Here is a 17,083-nt window from a genome sequence, read left to right as displayed (position 1 = left end):
CTCCGGGCGGCGATCCGACGATGAGGCCGGTACAAGCACCAAATTTTTTCAATCAGATAAACAAAAAGCCTCGGCCAATGAGACCGGGGCTTTTTGTTTCAGCGGCCGCTCAGTCGCGCAAATCCGACTCATGGATCGGCTGGTCCCGATGCGTCGCCCGCTGGTACTGCGCCGGCCAGGTGGCCTTGCGTCCGCCCAGGTCATCATCGGCATGCAGCGCCCAGTACGGATCACGCAACAGCTCGCGAGCGAGGAAGATGATATCGGCCTGGCAGGTGCGCAGGATGTGTTCGGCCTGGGCCGGCTCGGTGATCATCCCGACCGTGCCAGTGGCGATTTCCGACTCCTTGCGCACCCGCTCGGCGAAGCGCGTCTGGTAGCCCGGGCCGGTGGGAATCTCGGCGTTGGCGGCGGTACCGCCCGACGACACATCAATCAAGTCCACCCCCAGCGCCCGGAATCGCCGCGCCAGTTCCACCGTTTCATCGGGGTTCCAGCCGTCTTCGACCCAGTCGGTGGCGGATACCCGAACAAAAACCGGCAGCTCCTCTGGCCATACGGCCCGGACCGCTTCGGTCACTTGCAGTACCAGGCGGATACGATTTTCAAACGACCCACCGTATTGATCCCGACGCTGATTGCTCAACGGCGACAGGAACTGGTGCAGCAGATAGCCATGGGCTGCATGGACCTCGACGACCTTGAAACCAGCCGTCAGGGCACGTTTGGCCGCATCGACGAATGCCTGGATGACATCGGCGATCTGTCCTTCATCGAGCTGCTTCGGTTGAGTGTGCTGGGGATCAAAGGCAATCGGCGAAGGGCCGACCGGAACCCAGCCACCCTCTTCCGGTTTGACGCTGCCATGCTTGCCCAGCCAGGGCCTCCAGGTGCTTGCCTTGCGCCCGGCGTGGGCCAGCTGGATGCCGGGCACGGCGCCTTGGGCGGTTATGAACCGGGTGATGCGTTGCAAAGGCTCGATCTGTTCATCGTTCCACAACCCGAGGTCCTCGGCGGTAATCCGGCCATCGGCCGTGACGGCGGTGGCTTCGGTGAAAACCAGGCCGGCACCGCCCACGGCACGACTGCCGAGGTGCACCAGATGCCAGTCGTTGGCCAGGCCATCGGCGCTCGAATACTGGCACATCGGCGAAACCGCAATGCGATTGGGCAGGGTCAGTTGACGAAGGGTATAAGGTTCCAGCAGCAGACTCATGGGGCACCTCTCGAATCAGTGGGCAGGCTCCAGGGTTCTGTTTGAAAAGTCGACGAGTGACAAACGGTGCAACACCCGCCCCCGCGGGCAAAACAATCGACAAGACGTCACAAGGCCTATCAAGCAGTGCTTAGAGACTAGTCGACAACCGGGGAGGAGGAAGGGTTCAGAAGTCAAAAACCGCCCTTTCGAAGCCAAGCTGTGTCTTCAAGGCTTGTGTGAACTCCCTAGCCACGGGGGCGGTAAGGCTACCGCGGCTCGATATGAGCAATCATCAACTGCACCGTTTCCTGGCCACGGAACTCGTTGAGGTCAAGCTTGTAGGCCAGCTCCACCCAGCGCACGGTGGGGTTGGGCCAGATTTCCCGGTCAATGCCGAAGGCTATGCCATCGAGTTTCACCGAACCGCACTCAGTCTTGAGAATGACCTTCAGGTGCCGTTCACCCACCACTCGCTGCTCGACCAGCTGGAACACGCCGTGGAACACCGGCTCCGGAAAATGCTGTCCCCACGGCCCCGCATGGCGCAATGCCCGGGCCAGTTCCAGGTGGAACTCTTCCACCGCCAGAGAGCCATCCGACAACAGCCGCCCCGTCAGGTCTTCTTCACGTAGTTGCCGGCGCACCTCCGCGTCAAAAGCCTCGGCAAACAAGGCAAAGTTCGCCTCCGGCAACGTCAGCCCCGCCGCCATGGCGTGACCGCCGTATTTGCTGATCAGGGTCGGATGCTGCGCTGCGACAACGCTCAACGCATCGCGGATATGAAAACCCGGCACCGAGCGGCCCGACCCTTTGAGCAGGCCGTCCCCGGCATCGGCGAAAGCAATGGTCGGACGGAAATAGCGCTCTTTCATGCGTGACGCCAGGATCCCGATGACGCCCTGGTGCCATTGTGGATCGAACAGGCACAAGCCGAACGGCATCGACTCCACCGGCAGATCCTTGAGCTGGGCCATGGCTTCACGTTGCATGCCCTGTTCGATGGATTTGCGGTCCTGGTTCATGCCATCCAGCTGCGCCGCCATGTCCCTAGCCAGCGCCGGGTCGTTGGTGAGCAGGCATTCGATGCCCAGGCTCATGTCGTCCAGCCGCCCCGCCGCATTCAGGCGCGGCCCGAGGATGAAACCGAGGTCGGTGGACGTGATGCGCGAGTGATCGCGCTTGGCTACTTCGAGGATGGCCTTGATGCCGGGCCGGGCGCGTCCGGCGCGAATACGCTCCAGCCCCTGGTGCACCAGGATCCGGTTGTTGGCATCCAGCGGCACCACGTCGGCGACGCTGCCCAGCGCCACCAGGTCGAGCAGTTCGCCGATGTTCGGCTGCGGCTTGCTGGCATACCAACCGAGGCTGCGCAGACGGGCCCGCAGGGCCATCAGCACATAAAAAATCACCCCGACGCCTGCCAGTGCCTTGCTCGGGAACTCACAACCGGGCTGGTTCGGGTTGACGATGGCATCGGCCGCCGGCAATTCGAGCCCCGGCAAGTGGTGGTCGGTGACCAGCACCTTGAGGCCGGCCGCTTTCGCCGCTGCCACGCCCTCCACGCTGGAGATGCCGTTGTCCACGGTGACCAACAATTGCGGCGCGCGTGTCAGGGCGACTTCGACGATTTCCGGCGTGAGGCCATAGCCATATTCAAAGCGATTGGGCACCAGGTAGTCGACATGGGCCGCACCGAGCAGGCGCAGACCAAGCATGCCCACGGTACTGGCGGTCGCGCCATCGGCATCAAAATCGCCGACGATGAGGATGCGCTGGCGTTGCTCCAGTGCCACCACCAGCAGGTCCACCGCGGCATCGATCCCCTTGAGTTGCTGATAAGGAATCAGGCGCGCCAGGCTCTTGTCCAGCTCCGCTTCGGACTGCACGCCACGTGCTGCGTAAAGACGGGTCAACAACGGCGGCAGGTCACCGAGAAACGGCAGGGTGGCGGGTAACTGGCGGGGTTCTATGCGCATGGGGTAACGATCATTTCTCTATTTTTGTAGATCCTGTGGCGAGGGAGCTTGCTCCCGCTGGGCTGCGTAGCGGCCCCTTTCTGTGGGCGCTGCGCACCCAAGCGGGAGCAAGCTCCCTCGCCACAAAGCGTTCACTTGATACAGGTTCAACGGCTCAACCACGCTCGCCCAGCAGCCATTGCAACTGAACCTCATGCTGGCCACGGTCGTCGGTCACGAAAATCGTCCCTTCGCTGATCATCACGTCCCACTTGATCACCCGTGGCATGTCCTTGGCCAGGGTTTCGAGCACTTCCTGGGGGACGGCGGCGATGTTGACGTTCTTCAGGTTCTTCACCGCGGGGATCACCTTGCCCTCCCACACCCGCAGGCTGCCGTAGGCCAGCAGGCTGGTGCGCTCGGTGCGGCGCGAGCACCAGGTCAGGCGATCGGCATCCGGCTGGCCGACTTCGATCCAGTGCAGCACACGGTCGTCCAGACTTTTTTCCCACAGCGCGGGTTCGTCGACATCCGACAGCCCACGACCAAACGCCAGCAGCTCGTTGTACCAGAACGCGTAGGCCAAGAGGCGCACGGTCATGCGCTCTTCGGTTTCCGAAGGATGGCGGGCAATGGTCTGCTTCACATTCTCGTACACGCTGCGGTCGAGGTCAGTGAGGTTCAGTTCAAACTTGTAGGTCGTGGACGGCTGGGCCATGAACGGGCTTCTTGATACGAGGAAAGGCGGCAAGTCTAACCGATGCGACGGCTAATCCACGAATTGCCGACCATCAACCTGCGGCGGCGGTGGTCGGCCTATGATAAAACGCTCTATTCGTTCTGCCTTTGTCCCTACAGGATCCGTCATGTCGCTTACTGCCAAACCTCTTGCCGGCGTCAAGGTCATCGAACTCGGCACGCTGATCGCCGGCCCTTTTGCCTCGCGTATCTGCGGTGAATTCGGTGCCGAGGTCATCAAGGTCGAATCGCCGGACGGCGGCGATCCGCTGCGCAAGTGGCGCAAATTGTATGAGGGTACGTCGTTGTGGTGGTTCGTCCAGGCACGCAACAAAAAGTCCGTGACGCTGAACCTCAAGCACCCCGAAGGCCTGGCGATCCTGAAAAAACTGCTTGGCGAAGCCGACATCCTGATCGAGAACTTTCGTCCCGGCGTGCTGGAAAAGCTCGGCCTGGGCTGGGACGTGTTGCACGCACTGAATCCGAAGCTGGTCATGGTCCGGCTATCAGGCTTCGGCCAGACCGGGCCGATGAAGGATCAGCCCGGGTTCGGCGCCGTCGGTGAGTCGATGGGCGGCCTGCGCTACATCACCGGCTTCGAGGATCGCCCACCGGTGCGCACCGGCATCTCCGTCGGCGACTCGATCGCCGCGCTCTGGGGGGTGATCGGCGCGCTGATGGCCTTGCGTCACCGGGAGGTCAACGGCGGGACCGGCCAGGTGGTGGACGTGGCGCTATACGAAGCGATTTTCGCCATGATGGAAAGCATGGTGCCGGAGTTCGACGTGTTCGGTTTCATCCGCGAACGCACCGGCAACATCATGCCTGGTATCACGCCGTCGTCCATCCACACCAGCGCCGACGGCAAGCATGTACAGATCGGCGCCAACGGTGACGCCATCTTCAAGCGTTTCATGCAGGTCATTGGCCGGGACGACCTGGCGAACGACCCCCAGCTGGCCAGCAATGATGGCCGTGACGAACGCCGCGACGAGTTGTATGGGGTCATTGATCGCTGGGTCAACTCGCTGCCGTTGGATGCCGTCATCGACCAATTGAACCAGGCCGGCGTGCCGGCGAGCCGGATCTTCAGTGCCGAGGACATGTTCAGCGACCCGCAATTTCTCGCCCGCGAGATGTTCCTGCAAGCCAGACTACCGGATGGCAAGGCGTTCAAGATGCCTGGGATCGTACCGAAGCTTTCCGACACACCGGGAACAGCCGAATGGGTCGGGCCAGCATTGGGCGAGCACACGGCAGAGGTGCTCGGTGAGCTTGGCTACGATGCGCAGCAGGTCGCCAAGCTGCGCACCGACGGCGCCGTCTGAGGCAAATTCTTCGGATAGCTGAAGATCCACGGTGGGAGCGAGCCTGCTCGCGAAGGCATCGGACCAGTCAACCTGCTATTGACTGACAAACCGCTTTCGCGAGCAGGCTCGCTCCCACAAGGGTTCTGTTTTGCCTGACGCAGAGCACCGTGGCCATAAATACCAGGCAAAAAGAAACCCCGAGAAGTGGGGAGACAACTCGGGGTTAAACGTGACCCTTAAAGGTCCGTACAACAAGCTACAGGCACCGGAGCACAATGCTTGCTCTTGTTGGTAAAAAGTCTGACTCGCTAGAACGTAGGAAGGTTCCCGCGGAATGTCACTCAATTGGCAGCAAGCATGACCTTGTCGCGCGCCACGTTACGTAACGCCGCGATGACACACGGCTCCAGCCGCCCCTCGGCAATCAGCACATCGCGATGCAGGCCGTCGACCACGTCGGTCAATTGGCGCTTGTCGGTCAGCTGGGCCTGGTTGAACAGCCGTTCGACCATGATGGCCCCCGAGGAATTCTTCAGCGTTACCAGGCATTCGCCTTTGGTACCGGAGGGCGTGAGCGTGACCTGATACGGGCTCAAGGCTTCATTGAGCAACAGGCTGATACTTTCCATTCGATCACCCTTCAATAGTCCGAAAAAAAACAACTGCACATTAAGTGACCCCGCGGCCCGGCAGAAAGTTCGCCAGCGCAACGAACCGGCACGACGGCGACCTGTTCAACCGAGCATGCGCGTTCAATATGACAGCTGGATATCAGCCTCAGCGGATGCAATCGATCAAGCCGGCAGCCGCTTGGAACGATCCCTCCGGCGTCCAACCTCGATCCAACCGCCCAGGACACCGCGCAACCGGCCATCGGCGGCATAAAAGGGCACCGACCAGTGATAGATGTCCTGCAATCCATTGCGCAACATCAGCTGGCGGTCGACAAACCGAGGCTGACGGGTTCGCAGCTGCTCCATCAGCTCCCCGTGCAACAGTTCGGCGGTCGCCGCCGGCATTGCCGCAGACTCCGTCAGACACGTGCCTCGCAGCTTCTCGAAGCGAGTCGCGAACCGCTCCTCATAACTTTTGTTGCACATGATCAGCCGCCCTTCGAGATCTCGGATGAAGATCGGATCGGGAATGGCATCCATCAAGGCGCGCTGGAACGTCAATTGGTCGTTGAGCACGGTCTCGGCCTTGAGGCGCTGTCCGATCTGGCCCTGCAAGCGGCGGTTCCAGAGCAGCGACAACAGGCCGAACACCCCTGCCGCGATCACACACCAATAACCTTGCAGGGGGATGCGCGACCAGAACGACGGTTCTTGATCAGGTGTTTTCTCGGCGAACCACTTGAAACGTAGCGCGCGCATGTCTTCGGCGGGAAACGCTTCCAGCGCCTTGTTGAGGATCTCCAGCAATATGTGAGAATCCTGCCGTACAGTGAGATAGTCTGGTTCCCACATGCCTTCGAGACTGCCTCCTACCTGCAGCTGCCCTGAAGGATAGAGGTGCACGGCGGTTTCGCTTTCGATGGTGGCATGGGCTTCGCGATTTTCCACTAACGCCCTTGCCTCGGCACGGGTCATCACCGTGCGCAGCGCTATGGTCGGATGCTCGCGGCGGATTTGCGCTTCGAGGGCATGCCGTGCCGGCAACGCCAGCACCTTGCCCGCCAACTGATCCAGCGAACGAAGCGCGGGCTCCCCCTCACGGCCAACGAATACCCAGTCGAAACCGCCGAACGCATGGCTGAAATTCAGCACAGCCCGGCGCTCGTCATTCATCGCCAGGACACTAGACATGTCGGCTTCGCCGTTTTCCAGCATCTCGATCAATTGATCGGCAGAGAACGACTCCCGATGGATGAATTCAAGTCCGGTCATTTGCTCAATGGCATGGAGCATGTCAGCGTTCAGGCCGCTCCATTCTCCCTGTGCATTCTTGAACAGGTACAGCGGGATTTGCATCGACGCCACAACGACACGCGGGTTCTGCCTGATCCAGTCCAGCTCACGGGCGTCGAGCACCAGTCTCTCGCCCGCTTCGAGCGGTGACTGTCCGGGAGTCGTCGACGGGTCAGCGCCGCCCCATTGGCTCCAGTACATCAGGGCCAGGCCCATGATCCAGCTCAACGCCGGTTTGCATCGGTTTACGAACAGCATCTGCACTTCCTTCGAGATAACTCACCCGTTCTTCCTTGGGCGAAACCCGGAGAGTTTGGCATGCAGAAACAAAGAAGCCCGTCAGGAGACGGGCTTCAAGATGTGACAGCTTCCAGCGATCAGAGCGGTTTGCCGCGGTTGCCATGCTGGCTGACAAAGGCCTGCACGGCCTTCAGATCATTAGGCAATACGGTGCAACGCTCATCTCGCTCAAACAAATCAGAAAGATGTGCAGGCAGCTCAAGCGCTTTTCCTACGCCAGCCTTCTCCACTGCTTCCGGAAACTTCACCGGGTGAGCGGTGCCCAGGATGACCATCGGGATATCCAGGCTGCGGCGGCATTCGCGCGCCGCTCGCACCCCGATGGCGGTGTGCGGATCGAGCAACTCACCGCTCTGCTCGAACACCTCGGCGATGGTTTCGCAGGTCTGCGCGTCATCCACCGCCAGGGAGTCGAACAGCTTGCGGGCTTCGGTCCAGCGCTCGGCCTCGACGCTGAAACCACCGCCCTGACGGAAGCTGTCCATCAGGCCCGCAATCGCCGCGCCATTACGACCGTGCAGGTCGAACAGCAAACGCTCGAAGTTCGACGACACCATGATGTCCATCGACGGCGACAACGTCGCGTGCAGGGTTTCCTTTACGTACTGGTTACCGCTCATGAAGCGGTGCAGGATGTCGTTGCGATTGGTGGCGACGATCAACTGGTTGATCGGCAGCCCCATGTTGCGTGCCAGGTAACCGGCGAAGATATCGCCGAAATTGCCGGTGGGTACCGAGAACGCCACCGAACGGGCCGGGCCGCCCAACTGCAGGGCCGCGTGGAAGTAATAGACGATCTGGGCCATGATCCGCGCCCAGTTGATCGAGTTCACCGCCACCAGCCGGGTGCCCTTGAGGAAGCTCTGGTCGGCGAAGCTGGCCTTGACCATTTCCTGGCAGTCATCGAAGTTGCCTTCGATGGCGATGTTATGGATGTTATCGCCGAAAATCGTCGTCATCTGCCGACGCTGCACTTCCGAGACGCGGTTGTGCGGGTGCAGGATGAAAATATCAACGTTCTCGCAATGCTTGCAGCCTTCGATGGCGGCCGAACCGGTGTCGCCGGAAGTGGCACCGACAATCACCACCCGCTCGCCACGCTTTTGCAGCACATAGTCCAGCAGGCGGCCGAGCAACTGCAGGGCGAAATCCTTGAAGGCCAGGGTCGGGCCGTGGAACAGCTCCATCACCCATTCGTTACCGTTGAGCTGACGCAACGGCGCGATAGCGTTGTGGGAAAAGACGCCGTATGTCTCTTCCAGAATCTTCTTGAAATCAGCGTCCGGAATGCTGCCGGTGACGAACGGGCGCATCACTCGGAAGGCCAGCTCGTGATACGGCAGGCCGGCCCAGGAAGCGATTTCTTCCTGGGTGAAGCGCGGCAGGTTCTCCGGCACATAGAGGCCGCCGTCCGTGGCCAGGCCGGCCAGCAGGACATCTTCGAAATTCAGGGCCGGTGCCTGGCCGCGGGTACTGATATAGCGCATAGGGGCAAACCTTCGGTTTGAGCTGCGAGCTGTAAGCTACAAGCTGCAAGTAAAAGCGGATCTGCTTTTACTTGCAGCTTGTAGCTTGAAGCTTGTAGCTGCTTAGTTCAAATGCTCGACGCGGATACGGACCACCGGGCCAACGACTCCCTGAAGCGCCTCCAACGCTGCGATCGCATCGTTGATGCGTTGCTCGACCACGCGGTGGGTCAGCAGGATCATCGGCACCAGGCCGTCGTGTTCCTCGACTTCCTTCTGCATGATCGACTCGATGTTGATGCCGCGTTCCGAAAGAATGCTGGCAACCTGGGCCAACACCCCTGGATGGTCCTTCGCCTGGATACGCAGGTAGTAGGCACTTTCGCACGCTTCGATCGGAAGAATCGGATGGTCCGACAGCGAGTCCGGCTGGAACGCCAGGTGCGGCACGCGATTTTCCGGGTCGGATGTCATGGCGCGAACCACGTCCACCAGGTCGGCCACCACCGAAGAAGCGGTCGGCTCCATGCCGGCGCCGGCGCCGTAGAACAAGGTCGAGCCCGCGGCGTCACCGTTGACCATTACCGCGTTCATCACGCCGTTGACGTTGGCGATCAGGCGATCGGCCGGGATCAGCGTCGGATGCACACGCAACTCGATGCCGCTGGCGGTGCTGCGCGCCACGCCCAGGTGCTTGATGCGATAGCCCAGGGCCTCGGCGTAGTTCACGTCGGCGGTGGTCAGCTTGGTGATGCCTTCGGTGTAGGCCTTGTCGAACTGCAGCGGAATACCGAAGGCGATCGACGCCAGGATCGTCAGCTTGTGCGCCGCATCGATGCCTTCGACGTCGAACGTCGGGTCCGCCTCGGCGTAGCCCAGCGCCTGGGCTTCGGCCAGCACGTCTTCAAAAGTGCGGCCCTTCTCGCGCATCTCGGTGAGGATGAAGTTGCCGGTGCCGTTGATGATCCCGGCCACCCAGTTGATCCGGTTGGCCGACAGCCCTTCGCGAATCGCCTTGATCACCGGGATACCACCGGCTACGGCGGCCTCGAAGGCCACGATCACACCCTTCTCGCGGGCCTTGGCGAAAATTTCATTGCCGTGAACGGCGATAAGCGCCTTGTTCGCGGTGACCACATGCTTGCCATTCTCGATGGCCTTGAGTACCAGCTCGCGGGCAACGGTATAGCCGCCCATCAGCTCTATCACGATGTCGATCTCAGGGTTCGTGGCCACTTCGAAGACATCGTTGGTAATCGCAATACCGGTCGTCTGGAACTGAGGCTTTGGCGTGCGCATGGCAATTTGTGCCACTTCGATTCCACGCCCGGCACGACGAGCAATTTCCTCGGCGTTGCGCTGAAGTACGTTGAAGGTGCCGCCACCGACGGTACCTAACCCACAGATGCCTACTTTGACCGGATTCACTCTTGACTCCCCATGAAACGGCCGACACAAGGTCGGCCGTGAATACAGCCGCGCAGCAACGCGACTTTGTGTTTAACGGTCCGGCGAAGGTTTTCGCCAGGCCGTGATCTTCTGCAGCCCATTGGCCACGATCATTTCGCCCCAAGGGCCAGTTTGGCGACTTGCGGCGCCGGCTGGTAGCCCGGAATCACCTGGCCATCGGCCAAAACGATGGCCGGCGTGCCGTTCACACCAATGGACTGGCCGAGGGCGAATTGCTTGGAGACCGGGTTCTCGCACTTGGCGGCTTTGATTTCCTTGCCGTCGACCATTTTGTCCATGGCCGCTTTCTTGTCCTTGGAGCACCAGACTGCCTGCAATTGCTCATCACCCGGCGAGCCGAGGCCCTGACGCGGGAAGGCCACATAGCGCACCTCAATGCCGCGCTTGTTCAGCTCTGGCACTTCGGCGTGCAGTTTGTGGCAGTACGGGCAGGTGGTGTCGGTGAACACGGTAATGTGCGACTTGGTTTCGCCGACCGCCGGGTAGACCACGGTTTCGGCGACCGGGATACCGTTGATCAATTTGGAGATGCCTTGGCGCTCGGTGATCTCGGTGAGATTCACCGGCTTGCCGTCCTTGAGCGCGAACAGGTTGCCCTGGACGATGTACTGACCGTCGGCGCTGGCATACAGCACACGGCTGCCCTGCAGCTTGACCTCATACAGGCCGGACATCGGGCTGGCGGAGATGGCCTCGATCGGCACTTCAAGCTCGAGGTTGGCGAGGCTTTTGCGGATCGCCTGGTCGGCCGCGTCATCGGCGATGGCAAAGGTACTGGCCAACGCAATGGCGGCGGCGGTGAACATCTGGATCAAACGCATGAGGACTCCTGAGGCAAACAAATAGGCGGGGACACCGAGGCAGAGATTCGGGTTCCAGCCGCCCACTGTGCAAACCGGGAAAGCCTACCACATAAGGCCCGTATGGCCGAATTCACCTGTCGCAAGACAACACACGATGTCGGTGTGCCAGGTCCCCTGTGGCGAGGGAGCTTGCTCCCGCTCGGCTGCGCAGCAGTCGCAAATGGAGTCACTCCGCTCTCAGGGAAGATCGCGGCTGCTGCGTTGGGGCGCTTCGCGCCCAGCGGGAGCAAGCTCCCTCGCCACAAAAGCGGGTGTTCAATCAGCCGCGCGGATGGTGCCTGGCATGCAACTCCTGCAACCGCGCCCGGGCCACATGGGTATAGATCTGGGTGGTGGACAGGTCGCTATGCCCCAGCAGCATCTGCACCACCCGCAGGTCGGCGCCGTGATTGAGCAGGTGCGTGGCGAAGGCATGGCGCAGCGTGTGGGGCGAGAGCGATTTGTTGATCCCGGCCACCTTGGCCTGGTGCTTGATGCGGTGCCAGAAGGTCTGGCGGGTCATCTGCTCGCCGCGCAGGCTGGGAAACAGCACGTCGCTGGGGCGTCCGCCTAGCAGGTCATGACGGGCGTCGCGCATGTAGCGCTCGACCCAGACGATCGCTTCTTCGCCCATCGGCACCAGGCGCTCCTTGCTGCCCTTGCCCATCACCCGCAACACGCCCTGGCGCAGGTTCACTTGCTCCAGCGTCAGGCTGATCAGCTCGGTGACGCGCAAGCCACAGGCATACAACACTTCCAGCATGGCCCGGTCGCGCTGACCGATGGGGTCGCTGAGGTCCGGTGCCGCCAGCAGCGCCTCGACGTCCGCTTCCGACAAGGATTTGGGCAGCGGACGCCCCAGTTGCGGCATTTCCACGCGCAAGGTCGGGTCCACCGCGATCAGCTTTTCCCGCAACAAATAACGATAGAACCCACGCAAGCCAGAGAGAAACCGGGCAGTAGAGCGTGGCTTGTAGTTCTGCTCCAGGCGCCACGCCAAGTGATCGAGGATCAGCTCCCGCCCGGCATTGGCCAGCTCCAGGTTGTTTTCCTGGAGCCAGCCGTTGAATAGGGCGAGGTCGCTGCGATAAGCATCGCGGGTGTTATCGGACAACCCCTTCTCCAGCCACAGGGCATCGAGAAACTGGTCTATCAGCGGGTGATCGATGGCAGGCATAAAGACTCTTGAAGGATACGGGCGTACACGGATTCAACGGGAATGAAGCCATGCAGGGTGCGCAAAGACCAAATCGCAGGCAACAAAAAAGCAGCCCGCAGGCTGCTTTTTTTGCATCGGAAGCTGGACTTAAGCCAGTTTTTCCTTGATGCGAGCTGCTTTACCGGACAGGTCACGCAGGTAGTACAGCTTGGCTTTACGCACGTCACCGCGACGCTTCACAGCCATGCTGTCGATCTGCGGGCTGTAGGTCTGGAAAGTACGCTCTACGCCAACACCGTTGGAGATTTTACGAACGGTGAATGCACTGTTTACGCCGCGGTTACGCTTGGCGATAACAACGCCTTCGAACGCTTGCAGACGTGCACGGTCGCCTTCCTTCACTTTCACCTGAACGACAATGGTGTCGCCCGGGGCAAAGGGAGGGATTTCTTTGGTCATCTGCTCTGCTTCGAGTGCAAGGATGATTTTGTTAGTCATGCTGTGCTCCTAAGGCAAGTCATCGGACTTACCATCGATACGTTGTTAACTATCGTCCCGCTCGCGGATGTATTCCTCGAGCAGCTTCTTCTCTTCTCCAGAAAGCGAGCGGCTTTCCAGAAGATCGGCGCGTCGTTCATAGGTCCGACCAAGGGACTGCTGTAAACGCCAACGCCGGATGTGCGCGTGGTTGCCACTTAGCAACACGTCGGGAACACGCTGATCCGCATACACCTCCGGTCGGGTGTAATGCGGGCAATCCAGCAGACCATCCGTAAAGGAATCTTCCTCGGCGGAATCCGCATGCCCTAAAGCTCCAGGCAGCAGTCGTGTAACCGCATCGATCAGGACCATCGCCGGCAGCTCGCCGCCAGACAGTACATAGTCGCCAATCGACCACTCTTCATCGACATGAGCTTCAATGAAACGCTCGTCAATGCCTTCGTAACGGCCGGCAATCAGGATCAATGCATCCGATTTCGCCAGCTCGCGTACCGCCGACTGAGTCAGCTGACGGCCTTGGGGCGACAGGTAGATCACCTTCGCACCCTCCCCGGCTGCCGTCCTGGCCTGAACCAGCGCATCTTCCAGGGGCTTGATCTTCATCACCATGCCCGGACCACCGCCAAACGGGCGATCGTCCACAGTGTGATGTCGATCCGTGGTGTAGTCCCGCGGATTCCAACAAGTGAGCTGCAACAGCTCCTGTTTCACCGCGCGGCTGGTTATGCCGTACTCGCTGATGGCGGAAAACATCTCGGGAAACAACGTGATGACTTCAACGCGCAAATTAGCCACGTCTAGAAATCCGCATCCCATTCCACCTTCATCTCGCCTGCTGCCAGGTCAACGGCCAACACGCATTGCTCGGTATAGGGCAACAGGCGTTCGCGATCATCCAGGCTACCGACGCAAGGCTTTACCACCATGACATCGTTCGAACCGGTCTCGAGCAGGTGATCGATCTTCCCGAGCAGTTGCCCGAGGTGGTCGATGACCTTCAGACCTACAAGCTGGTACCAGTAGTACTCGCCGTCGGTCAGTTCAGGGAACAGGTTGCGCGGCACGCAGATCTCATAACCGGCCAGAAGACGCGCTTCTTCACGATCATCGAGACCCTTGAGCTTTGCGACCAGGAACTTGTCGTTCCCACGTCCGCTGACCAGCTCAACCTGTTTCACGCTACCTTCGCGCTTGAGCGTCCAGGTTTTGTAGTCCAACAGGTTTTTGATCGGATCAGTAAAGGAGTAAACCTTCACTTCGCCGCGAACGCCATGAACAGAATAAATCTTGCCGACAACGATCAGATCATCAGCATCTTTTGGCGTCGCGTTCATATTGCTCAGGCCGCAGCCTTAGCCGATTCCTTCAACAACTGAGCAACACGCTCAGAAGGCTGTGCACCAACGCTCAGCCAGTAGGCTACGCGCTCTTGGTTCACGGACAAACGGATTTCCTGACCACGGGCAACAGGGTTGAAGAAACCAACCTGTTCCTTGTGGGAACCGTCACGCGGATTGCGGCTGTCGGTTACGGTCAGGTGGTAAAACGGGCGCTTTTTGGAGCCGCCAAGGGCAAGACGGATTGTTAGCATGTGAACATCGTTCCTGTAGTCGGTGCTGCAAATCTAAATGCACAGCGGGCATAGGTGCCCGAAAGGCCGCATATTCTAAGGAATATCCGGACTTTTGCAAATGACTTTTTCCGGCGCATGGCGCCGTGCGATCAAGATTTGCCGTAGAGCCGTCATGAAAAACGGCAGGTAGCTCCCGCATAGCACGGGTTTGCTGGAGATCCCCGCATCCGTGCGGGGCAACGCCGACATGACAGCCGGCGCAGATTCTTTACATTTTCGGCATACCGCCGCCGGGCAACATACCGCCCATGCCGCGCATCATCTTGGCCATCCCGCCCTTGGCGGAGAACTTCTTCATCATCTTCTGCATCTGTTTGTGTTGCTTGATCAAGCGGCCGATGTCCTGCACCTGCGTGCCGGAACCCATGGCGATACGGCGTTTGCGCGAACCGCTGATCAGGTCAGGGTCGCGGCGCTCGGCCGGGGTCATGGAGTTGATGATGGCTTCCATCTGCTTGAACTGCTTCTCGGCCGCGCCCTGTGCATTGCCCATTTGCGCCAGGTTCACGCCACCAATGTTCGGCAGTTTGTCCATGAGGCCGCCGAGGCCGCCCATGTTCTTCATCTGTTGCAACTGGTCGCGGAAGTCTTCGAGGTCGAAGCCCTTGCCCTTCTTCAGCTTCTTGGCCAGTTTGTCGGCCTTGTCCTTGTCGAGGGTCTGTTCGGCCTGCTCGATCAGGCTGAGCACGTCGCCCATGCCGAGGATACGCGAGGCGATACGCTCGGGGTGGAACGGCTCGAGCGCCTCGCTCTTCTCGCCCATACCGATAAACTTGATCGGCTTGCCGGTAATCGCGCGGACGGACAGCGCGGCACCGCCACGGGCGTCGCCGTCGACCTTGGTCAGGATCACGCCGGTCAGCGGCAACGCGTCGCCGAAGGCCTTGGCCGTGTTGGCCGCGTCCTGGCCGGTCATGGCGTCGACCACGAACAGGGTTTCCACCGGGTTGATCGCGGCGTGCAGTGCCTTGATCTCGCCCATCATCTCTTCATCGATGTGCAGGCGACCGGCGGTGTCGACGATAACCACGTCGATGAACTTGAGCTTCGCTTCCTTTATAGCAGCCTGGGCGATGTCCACCGGCTTCTGGCTCAGGTCGGACGGAAAGAACGTCACGCCGATGTCGTTGGCCAGGGTTTCCAGCTGCTTGATCGCCGCCGGACGATAGATGTCCGCGGACACCACCATCACCGACTTCTTCTTGCGCTCTTTAAGGAAGCGCGCCAGCTTGCCGGCAGTGGTGGTCTTGCCCGCGCCCTGCAGGCCGGCCATCAGCACGACCGCCGGAGGCACGGCGCTCAGGTTCAGGTCTTCGTTGGCGGCGCCCATCAGGCTTTCGAGTTCGGCCTGGACAATCTTCACGAAGGCCTGGCCCGGCGTCAGGCTGCGCGACACTTCGGTGCCGACAGCGCGTTCCTTCACCGAATTGACGAAGTCCTTGACCACCGGCAGGGCGACGTCGGCTTCGAGCAACGCCATGCGCACTTCGCGCAGGGTGTCTTTGATGTTGTCTTCGGTCAGTTTCGCCTTGCCGGTGACATGGCGCAGCGTCTGCGAGAGACGGTCGGTTAGGTTTTCAAACATGCGCGATCCTTTCAGGCCCAGATAAGACCGGGATAATGGCGGCCCAGACCGTGAAATATGTGCTCGGCGAGCCTGCGGCGTGGGCAGGTCGCGGATTATAGCGAAGAAGCGTGCGACGTACACCTCGCCGTCGGTTGCGGTGGTCTTTCGTGCGGTGGGGGTTCTATGCCAAACTCAGCGCCTTTCGGGCTTGCCTAACAGGATTTATGCTCCCCTTGTCACCCAGCTTGCTTGCTTCCCTCGCCGCCGCTTGTCTTTATGCCGCTGCGACCTTCTATCAGGGCACCCGCCTGGCCTCCGGCGCCAAGGCGAACAAGCGCCTGCTGGTCACGCTCGGCGTGCTGGCGGTGCTTGTCCACGCGGCCAGTCTTGTCACCCACCTGATGACGCCGATCGGCCTGGGCCTGGACTTCTTCAATGCCGCCAGCCTGATTGCCCTGGCCGTGATTGCCCTGACGCTGCTGGCCTGCTCGCGCATCCCCGTGGAAAACCTGCTGGTGCTGCTGTTCCCGCTGGGACTGGCCACGGTGCTGCTGGCGCAGTTCGCGCCGTCGGGCACCGTGCAGATCATCGACGAAGAGCCAGGCATTCTCGCCCATATCCTGTTGTCGATCCTCGCCTACGGCCTGTTCACTATCGCGGTATTCCAGGCACTGCTGCTGCTGGTGCAGGACCATCAGCTCAAGCACAAGCACCCGTCCGGGCTGATCCGCAACTTTCCGCCGCTGCAAACCATGGAAAGCCTGCTGTTCGGTTTCCTCTGGGCCGGCTGGACGCTGCTGTCGCTGTCGCTGATTTCCGGCTGGCTGTTCGTCGAAAACCTGTTCGCACAACACCTGGTGCACAAGACATTGTTGGCGTGCCTGGCGTGGATCGTGTTCAGCGTGCTGCTGTGGGGGCGTAATCGTCTCGGCTGGCGGGGCCACAAGGCAATTCGCTGGACCCTGGCCGGATTCTGCCTGCTGATGCTCGCCTACTTCGGCAGCAAGCTGGTCCGCGAATACATCCTGCATGTCTGA

The 17,083-nt window shown here is 60.6% G+C and carries 16 protein-coding genes; 2 read left to right on the top strand and 14 right to left on the bottom strand.

The features are described from left to right. Window positions 1–109: 109 nt before the first annotated feature. The 3 genes from J3P94_RS06065 to J3P94_RS06055 form a co-directional block, all read right to left on the bottom strand. Window positions 110–1,216, bottom strand: a complete 1,107-nt coding sequence (locus J3P94_RS06065; RefSeq protein WP_305499036.1) for an NADH:flavin oxidoreductase/NADH oxidase — start codon at window positions 1,214–1,216, stop codon at window positions 110–112. A 248-nt stretch (window positions 1,217–1,464) separates the two neighbouring features. Continuing rightward, window positions 1,465–3,174, bottom strand: a complete 1,710-nt coding sequence (gene recJ / locus J3P94_RS06060) for a single-stranded-DNA-specific exonuclease RecJ (protein ID WP_434572032.1) — start codon at window positions 3,172–3,174, stop codon at window positions 1,465–1,467. A gap of 154 nt (window positions 3,175–3,328) precedes the next feature. Continuing rightward, on the bottom strand, window positions 3,329–3,871 hold the full coding sequence (locus J3P94_RS06055) for a YaeQ family protein (protein ID WP_047227511.1): 543 nt from the start codon (window positions 3,869–3,871) through the stop codon (window positions 3,329–3,331). Between the two features lie 148 nt (window positions 3,872–4,019). Between J3P94_RS06055 and J3P94_RS06050 the strand changes: the two genes are divergently transcribed. Further along, window positions 4,020–5,219 (top strand): CaiB/BaiF CoA transferase family protein, encoded by a 1,200-nt coding sequence (locus J3P94_RS06050; protein WP_434572030.1) that lies wholly within the window; start codon window positions 4,020–4,022, stop codon window positions 5,217–5,219. Window positions 5,220–5,542: 323 nt separating this feature from the next. On the opposite strand, the gene J3P94_RS06045 is transcribed toward J3P94_RS06050, so the two are convergent. The 11 genes from J3P94_RS06045 to ffh all read right to left on the bottom strand — a co-directional run bounded on the left by J3P94_RS06045 (window position 5,543) and on the right by ffh (window position 16,064). Next, a complete protein-coding gene (locus tag J3P94_RS06045) occupies window positions 5,543–5,830 on the bottom strand; it encodes a DUF3509 domain-containing protein (RefSeq protein ID WP_305499033.1) in 288 nt (95 codons plus the stop codon). Window positions 5,831–5,995: 165 nt separating this feature from the next. Next, window positions 5,996–7,366: a transporter substrate-binding domain-containing protein gene (locus tag J3P94_RS06040; protein ID WP_434574101.1), complete on the bottom strand. Its 1,371-nt coding sequence runs from the start codon at window positions 7,364–7,366 to the stop codon at window positions 5,996–5,998. Window positions 7,367–7,485: 119 nt separating this feature from the next. Then, window positions 7,486–8,895, bottom strand: coding sequence for a threonine synthase (gene thrC, locus J3P94_RS06035; RefSeq protein ID WP_305499032.1), 1,410 nt, complete (start codon window positions 8,893–8,895; stop codon window positions 7,486–7,488). 102 nt (window positions 8,896–8,997) lie between these two features. Continuing rightward, window positions 8,998–10,302 carry a homoserine dehydrogenase gene (locus tag J3P94_RS06030; RefSeq protein ID WP_305499031.1) on the bottom strand — a complete coding sequence of 435 codons (1,305 nt, stop codon included), beginning with the start codon at window positions 10,300–10,302 and terminating at the stop codon, window positions 8,998–9,000. 131 nt (window positions 10,303–10,433) lie between these two features. After that, on the bottom strand, window positions 10,434–11,165 hold the full coding sequence (locus J3P94_RS06025) for a DsbC family protein (protein WP_305499030.1): 732 nt from the start codon (window positions 11,163–11,165) through the stop codon (window positions 10,434–10,436). A 301-nt stretch (window positions 11,166–11,466) separates the two neighbouring features. After that, window positions 11,467–12,363, bottom strand: a complete 897-nt coding sequence (gene xerD / locus J3P94_RS06020) for a site-specific tyrosine recombinase XerD (protein ID WP_434572028.1) — start codon at window positions 12,361–12,363, stop codon at window positions 11,467–11,469. Between the two features lie 129 nt (window positions 12,364–12,492). Next, window positions 12,493–12,843: a 50S ribosomal protein L19 gene (gene rplS / locus J3P94_RS06015; protein WP_305499028.1), complete on the bottom strand. Its 351-nt coding sequence runs from the start codon at window positions 12,841–12,843 to the stop codon at window positions 12,493–12,495. 45 nt (window positions 12,844–12,888) lie between these two features. Continuing rightward, window positions 12,889–13,662 (bottom strand): tRNA (guanosine(37)-N1)-methyltransferase TrmD, encoded by a 774-nt coding sequence (trmD, locus tag J3P94_RS06010; protein WP_434572025.1) that lies wholly within the window; start codon window positions 13,660–13,662, stop codon window positions 12,889–12,891. Continuing rightward, window positions 13,644–14,180, bottom strand: a complete 537-nt coding sequence (gene rimM / locus J3P94_RS06005; RefSeq protein ID WP_058544503.1) for a ribosome maturation factor RimM — start codon at window positions 14,178–14,180, stop codon at window positions 13,644–13,646. Before rimM ends, trmD begins: the two co-directional genes overlap by 19 nt. A gap of 5 nt (window positions 14,181–14,185) precedes the next feature. Continuing rightward, window positions 14,186–14,437 (bottom strand): 30S ribosomal protein S16, encoded by a 252-nt coding sequence (rpsP, locus tag J3P94_RS06000; RefSeq protein WP_003185073.1) that lies wholly within the window; start codon window positions 14,435–14,437, stop codon window positions 14,186–14,188. Window positions 14,438–14,687: 250 nt separating this feature from the next. Next, window positions 14,688–16,064: a signal recognition particle protein gene (gene ffh, locus J3P94_RS05995; protein WP_135843856.1), complete on the bottom strand. Its 1,377-nt coding sequence runs from the start codon at window positions 16,062–16,064 to the stop codon at window positions 14,688–14,690. 206 nt (window positions 16,065–16,270) lie between these two features. Here ffh and J3P94_RS05990 point away from each other — a divergent pair, with 206 nt between their 5' ends. Beyond that, on the top strand, window positions 16,271–17,083 hold the full coding sequence (locus tag J3P94_RS05990; protein ID WP_434572022.1) for a cytochrome C assembly family protein: 813 nt from the start codon (window positions 16,271–16,273) through the stop codon (window positions 17,081–17,083).

Source organism: Pseudomonas sp. Z3-8, from assembly GCF_051131975.1.
GTDB lineage: Bacteria > Pseudomonadota > Gammaproteobacteria > Pseudomonadales > Pseudomonadaceae > Aquipseudomonas.
The sequence above is the reverse complement of the archived record's forward strand: the minus strand, read 5'-3'. Positions and strand labels throughout refer to the sequence as shown.

Coding starts and splice junctions, on each gene's coding strand:
- rimM (WP_058544503.1), bottom strand. CDS start 14,180: ATGAACGCGACGCCAAAAGATGCTGATGATCTGATCGTTGTCGGCAAG.
- recJ (WP_434572032.1), bottom strand. CDS start 3,174: ATGCGCATAGAACCCCGCCAGTTACCCGCCACCCTGCCGTTTCTCGGT.
- J3P94_RS06045 (WP_305499033.1), bottom strand. CDS start 5,830: ATGGAAAGTATCAGCCTGTTGCTCAATGAAGCCTTGAGCCCGTATCAG.
- J3P94_RS06040 (WP_434574101.1), bottom strand. CDS start 7,366: ATGCTGTTCGTAAACCGATGCAAACCGGCGTTGAGCTGGATCATGGGC.
- thrC (WP_305499032.1), bottom strand. CDS start 8,895: ATGCGCTATATCAGTACCCGCGGCCAGGCACCGGCCCTGAATTTCGAA.
- J3P94_RS06065 (WP_305499036.1), bottom strand. CDS start 1,216: ATGAGTCTGCTGCTGGAACCTTATACCCTTCGTCAACTGACCCTGCCC.
- rplS (WP_305499028.1), bottom strand. CDS start 12,843: ATGACTAACAAAATCATCCTTGCACTCGAAGCAGAGCAGATGACCAAA.
- trmD (WP_434572025.1), bottom strand. CDS start 13,662: ATGGGATGCGGATTTCTAGACGTGGCTAATTTGCGCGTTGAAGTCATC.
- ffh (WP_135843856.1), bottom strand. CDS start 16,064: ATGTTTGAAAACCTAACCGACCGTCTCTCGCAGACGCTGCGCCATGTC.
- J3P94_RS06025 (WP_305499030.1), bottom strand. CDS start 11,165: ATGCGTTTGATCCAGATGTTCACCGCCGCCGCCATTGCGTTGGCCAGT.
- J3P94_RS06055 (WP_047227511.1), bottom strand. CDS start 3,871: ATGGCCCAGCCGTCCACGACCTACAAGTTTGAACTGAACCTCACTGAC.
- J3P94_RS05990 (WP_434572022.1), top strand. CDS start 16,271: ATGCTCCCCTTGTCACCCAGCTTGCTTGCTTCCCTCGCCGCCGCTTGT.
- rpsP (WP_003185073.1), bottom strand. CDS start 14,437: ATGCTAACAATCCGTCTTGCCCTTGGCGGCTCCAAAAAGCGCCCGTTT.
- xerD (WP_434572028.1), bottom strand. CDS start 12,363: ATGCCTGCCATCGATCACCCGCTGATAGACCAGTTTCTCGATGCCCTG.
- J3P94_RS06050 (WP_434572030.1), top strand. CDS start 4,020: ATGTCGCTTACTGCCAAACCTCTTGCCGGCGTCAAGGTCATCGAACTC.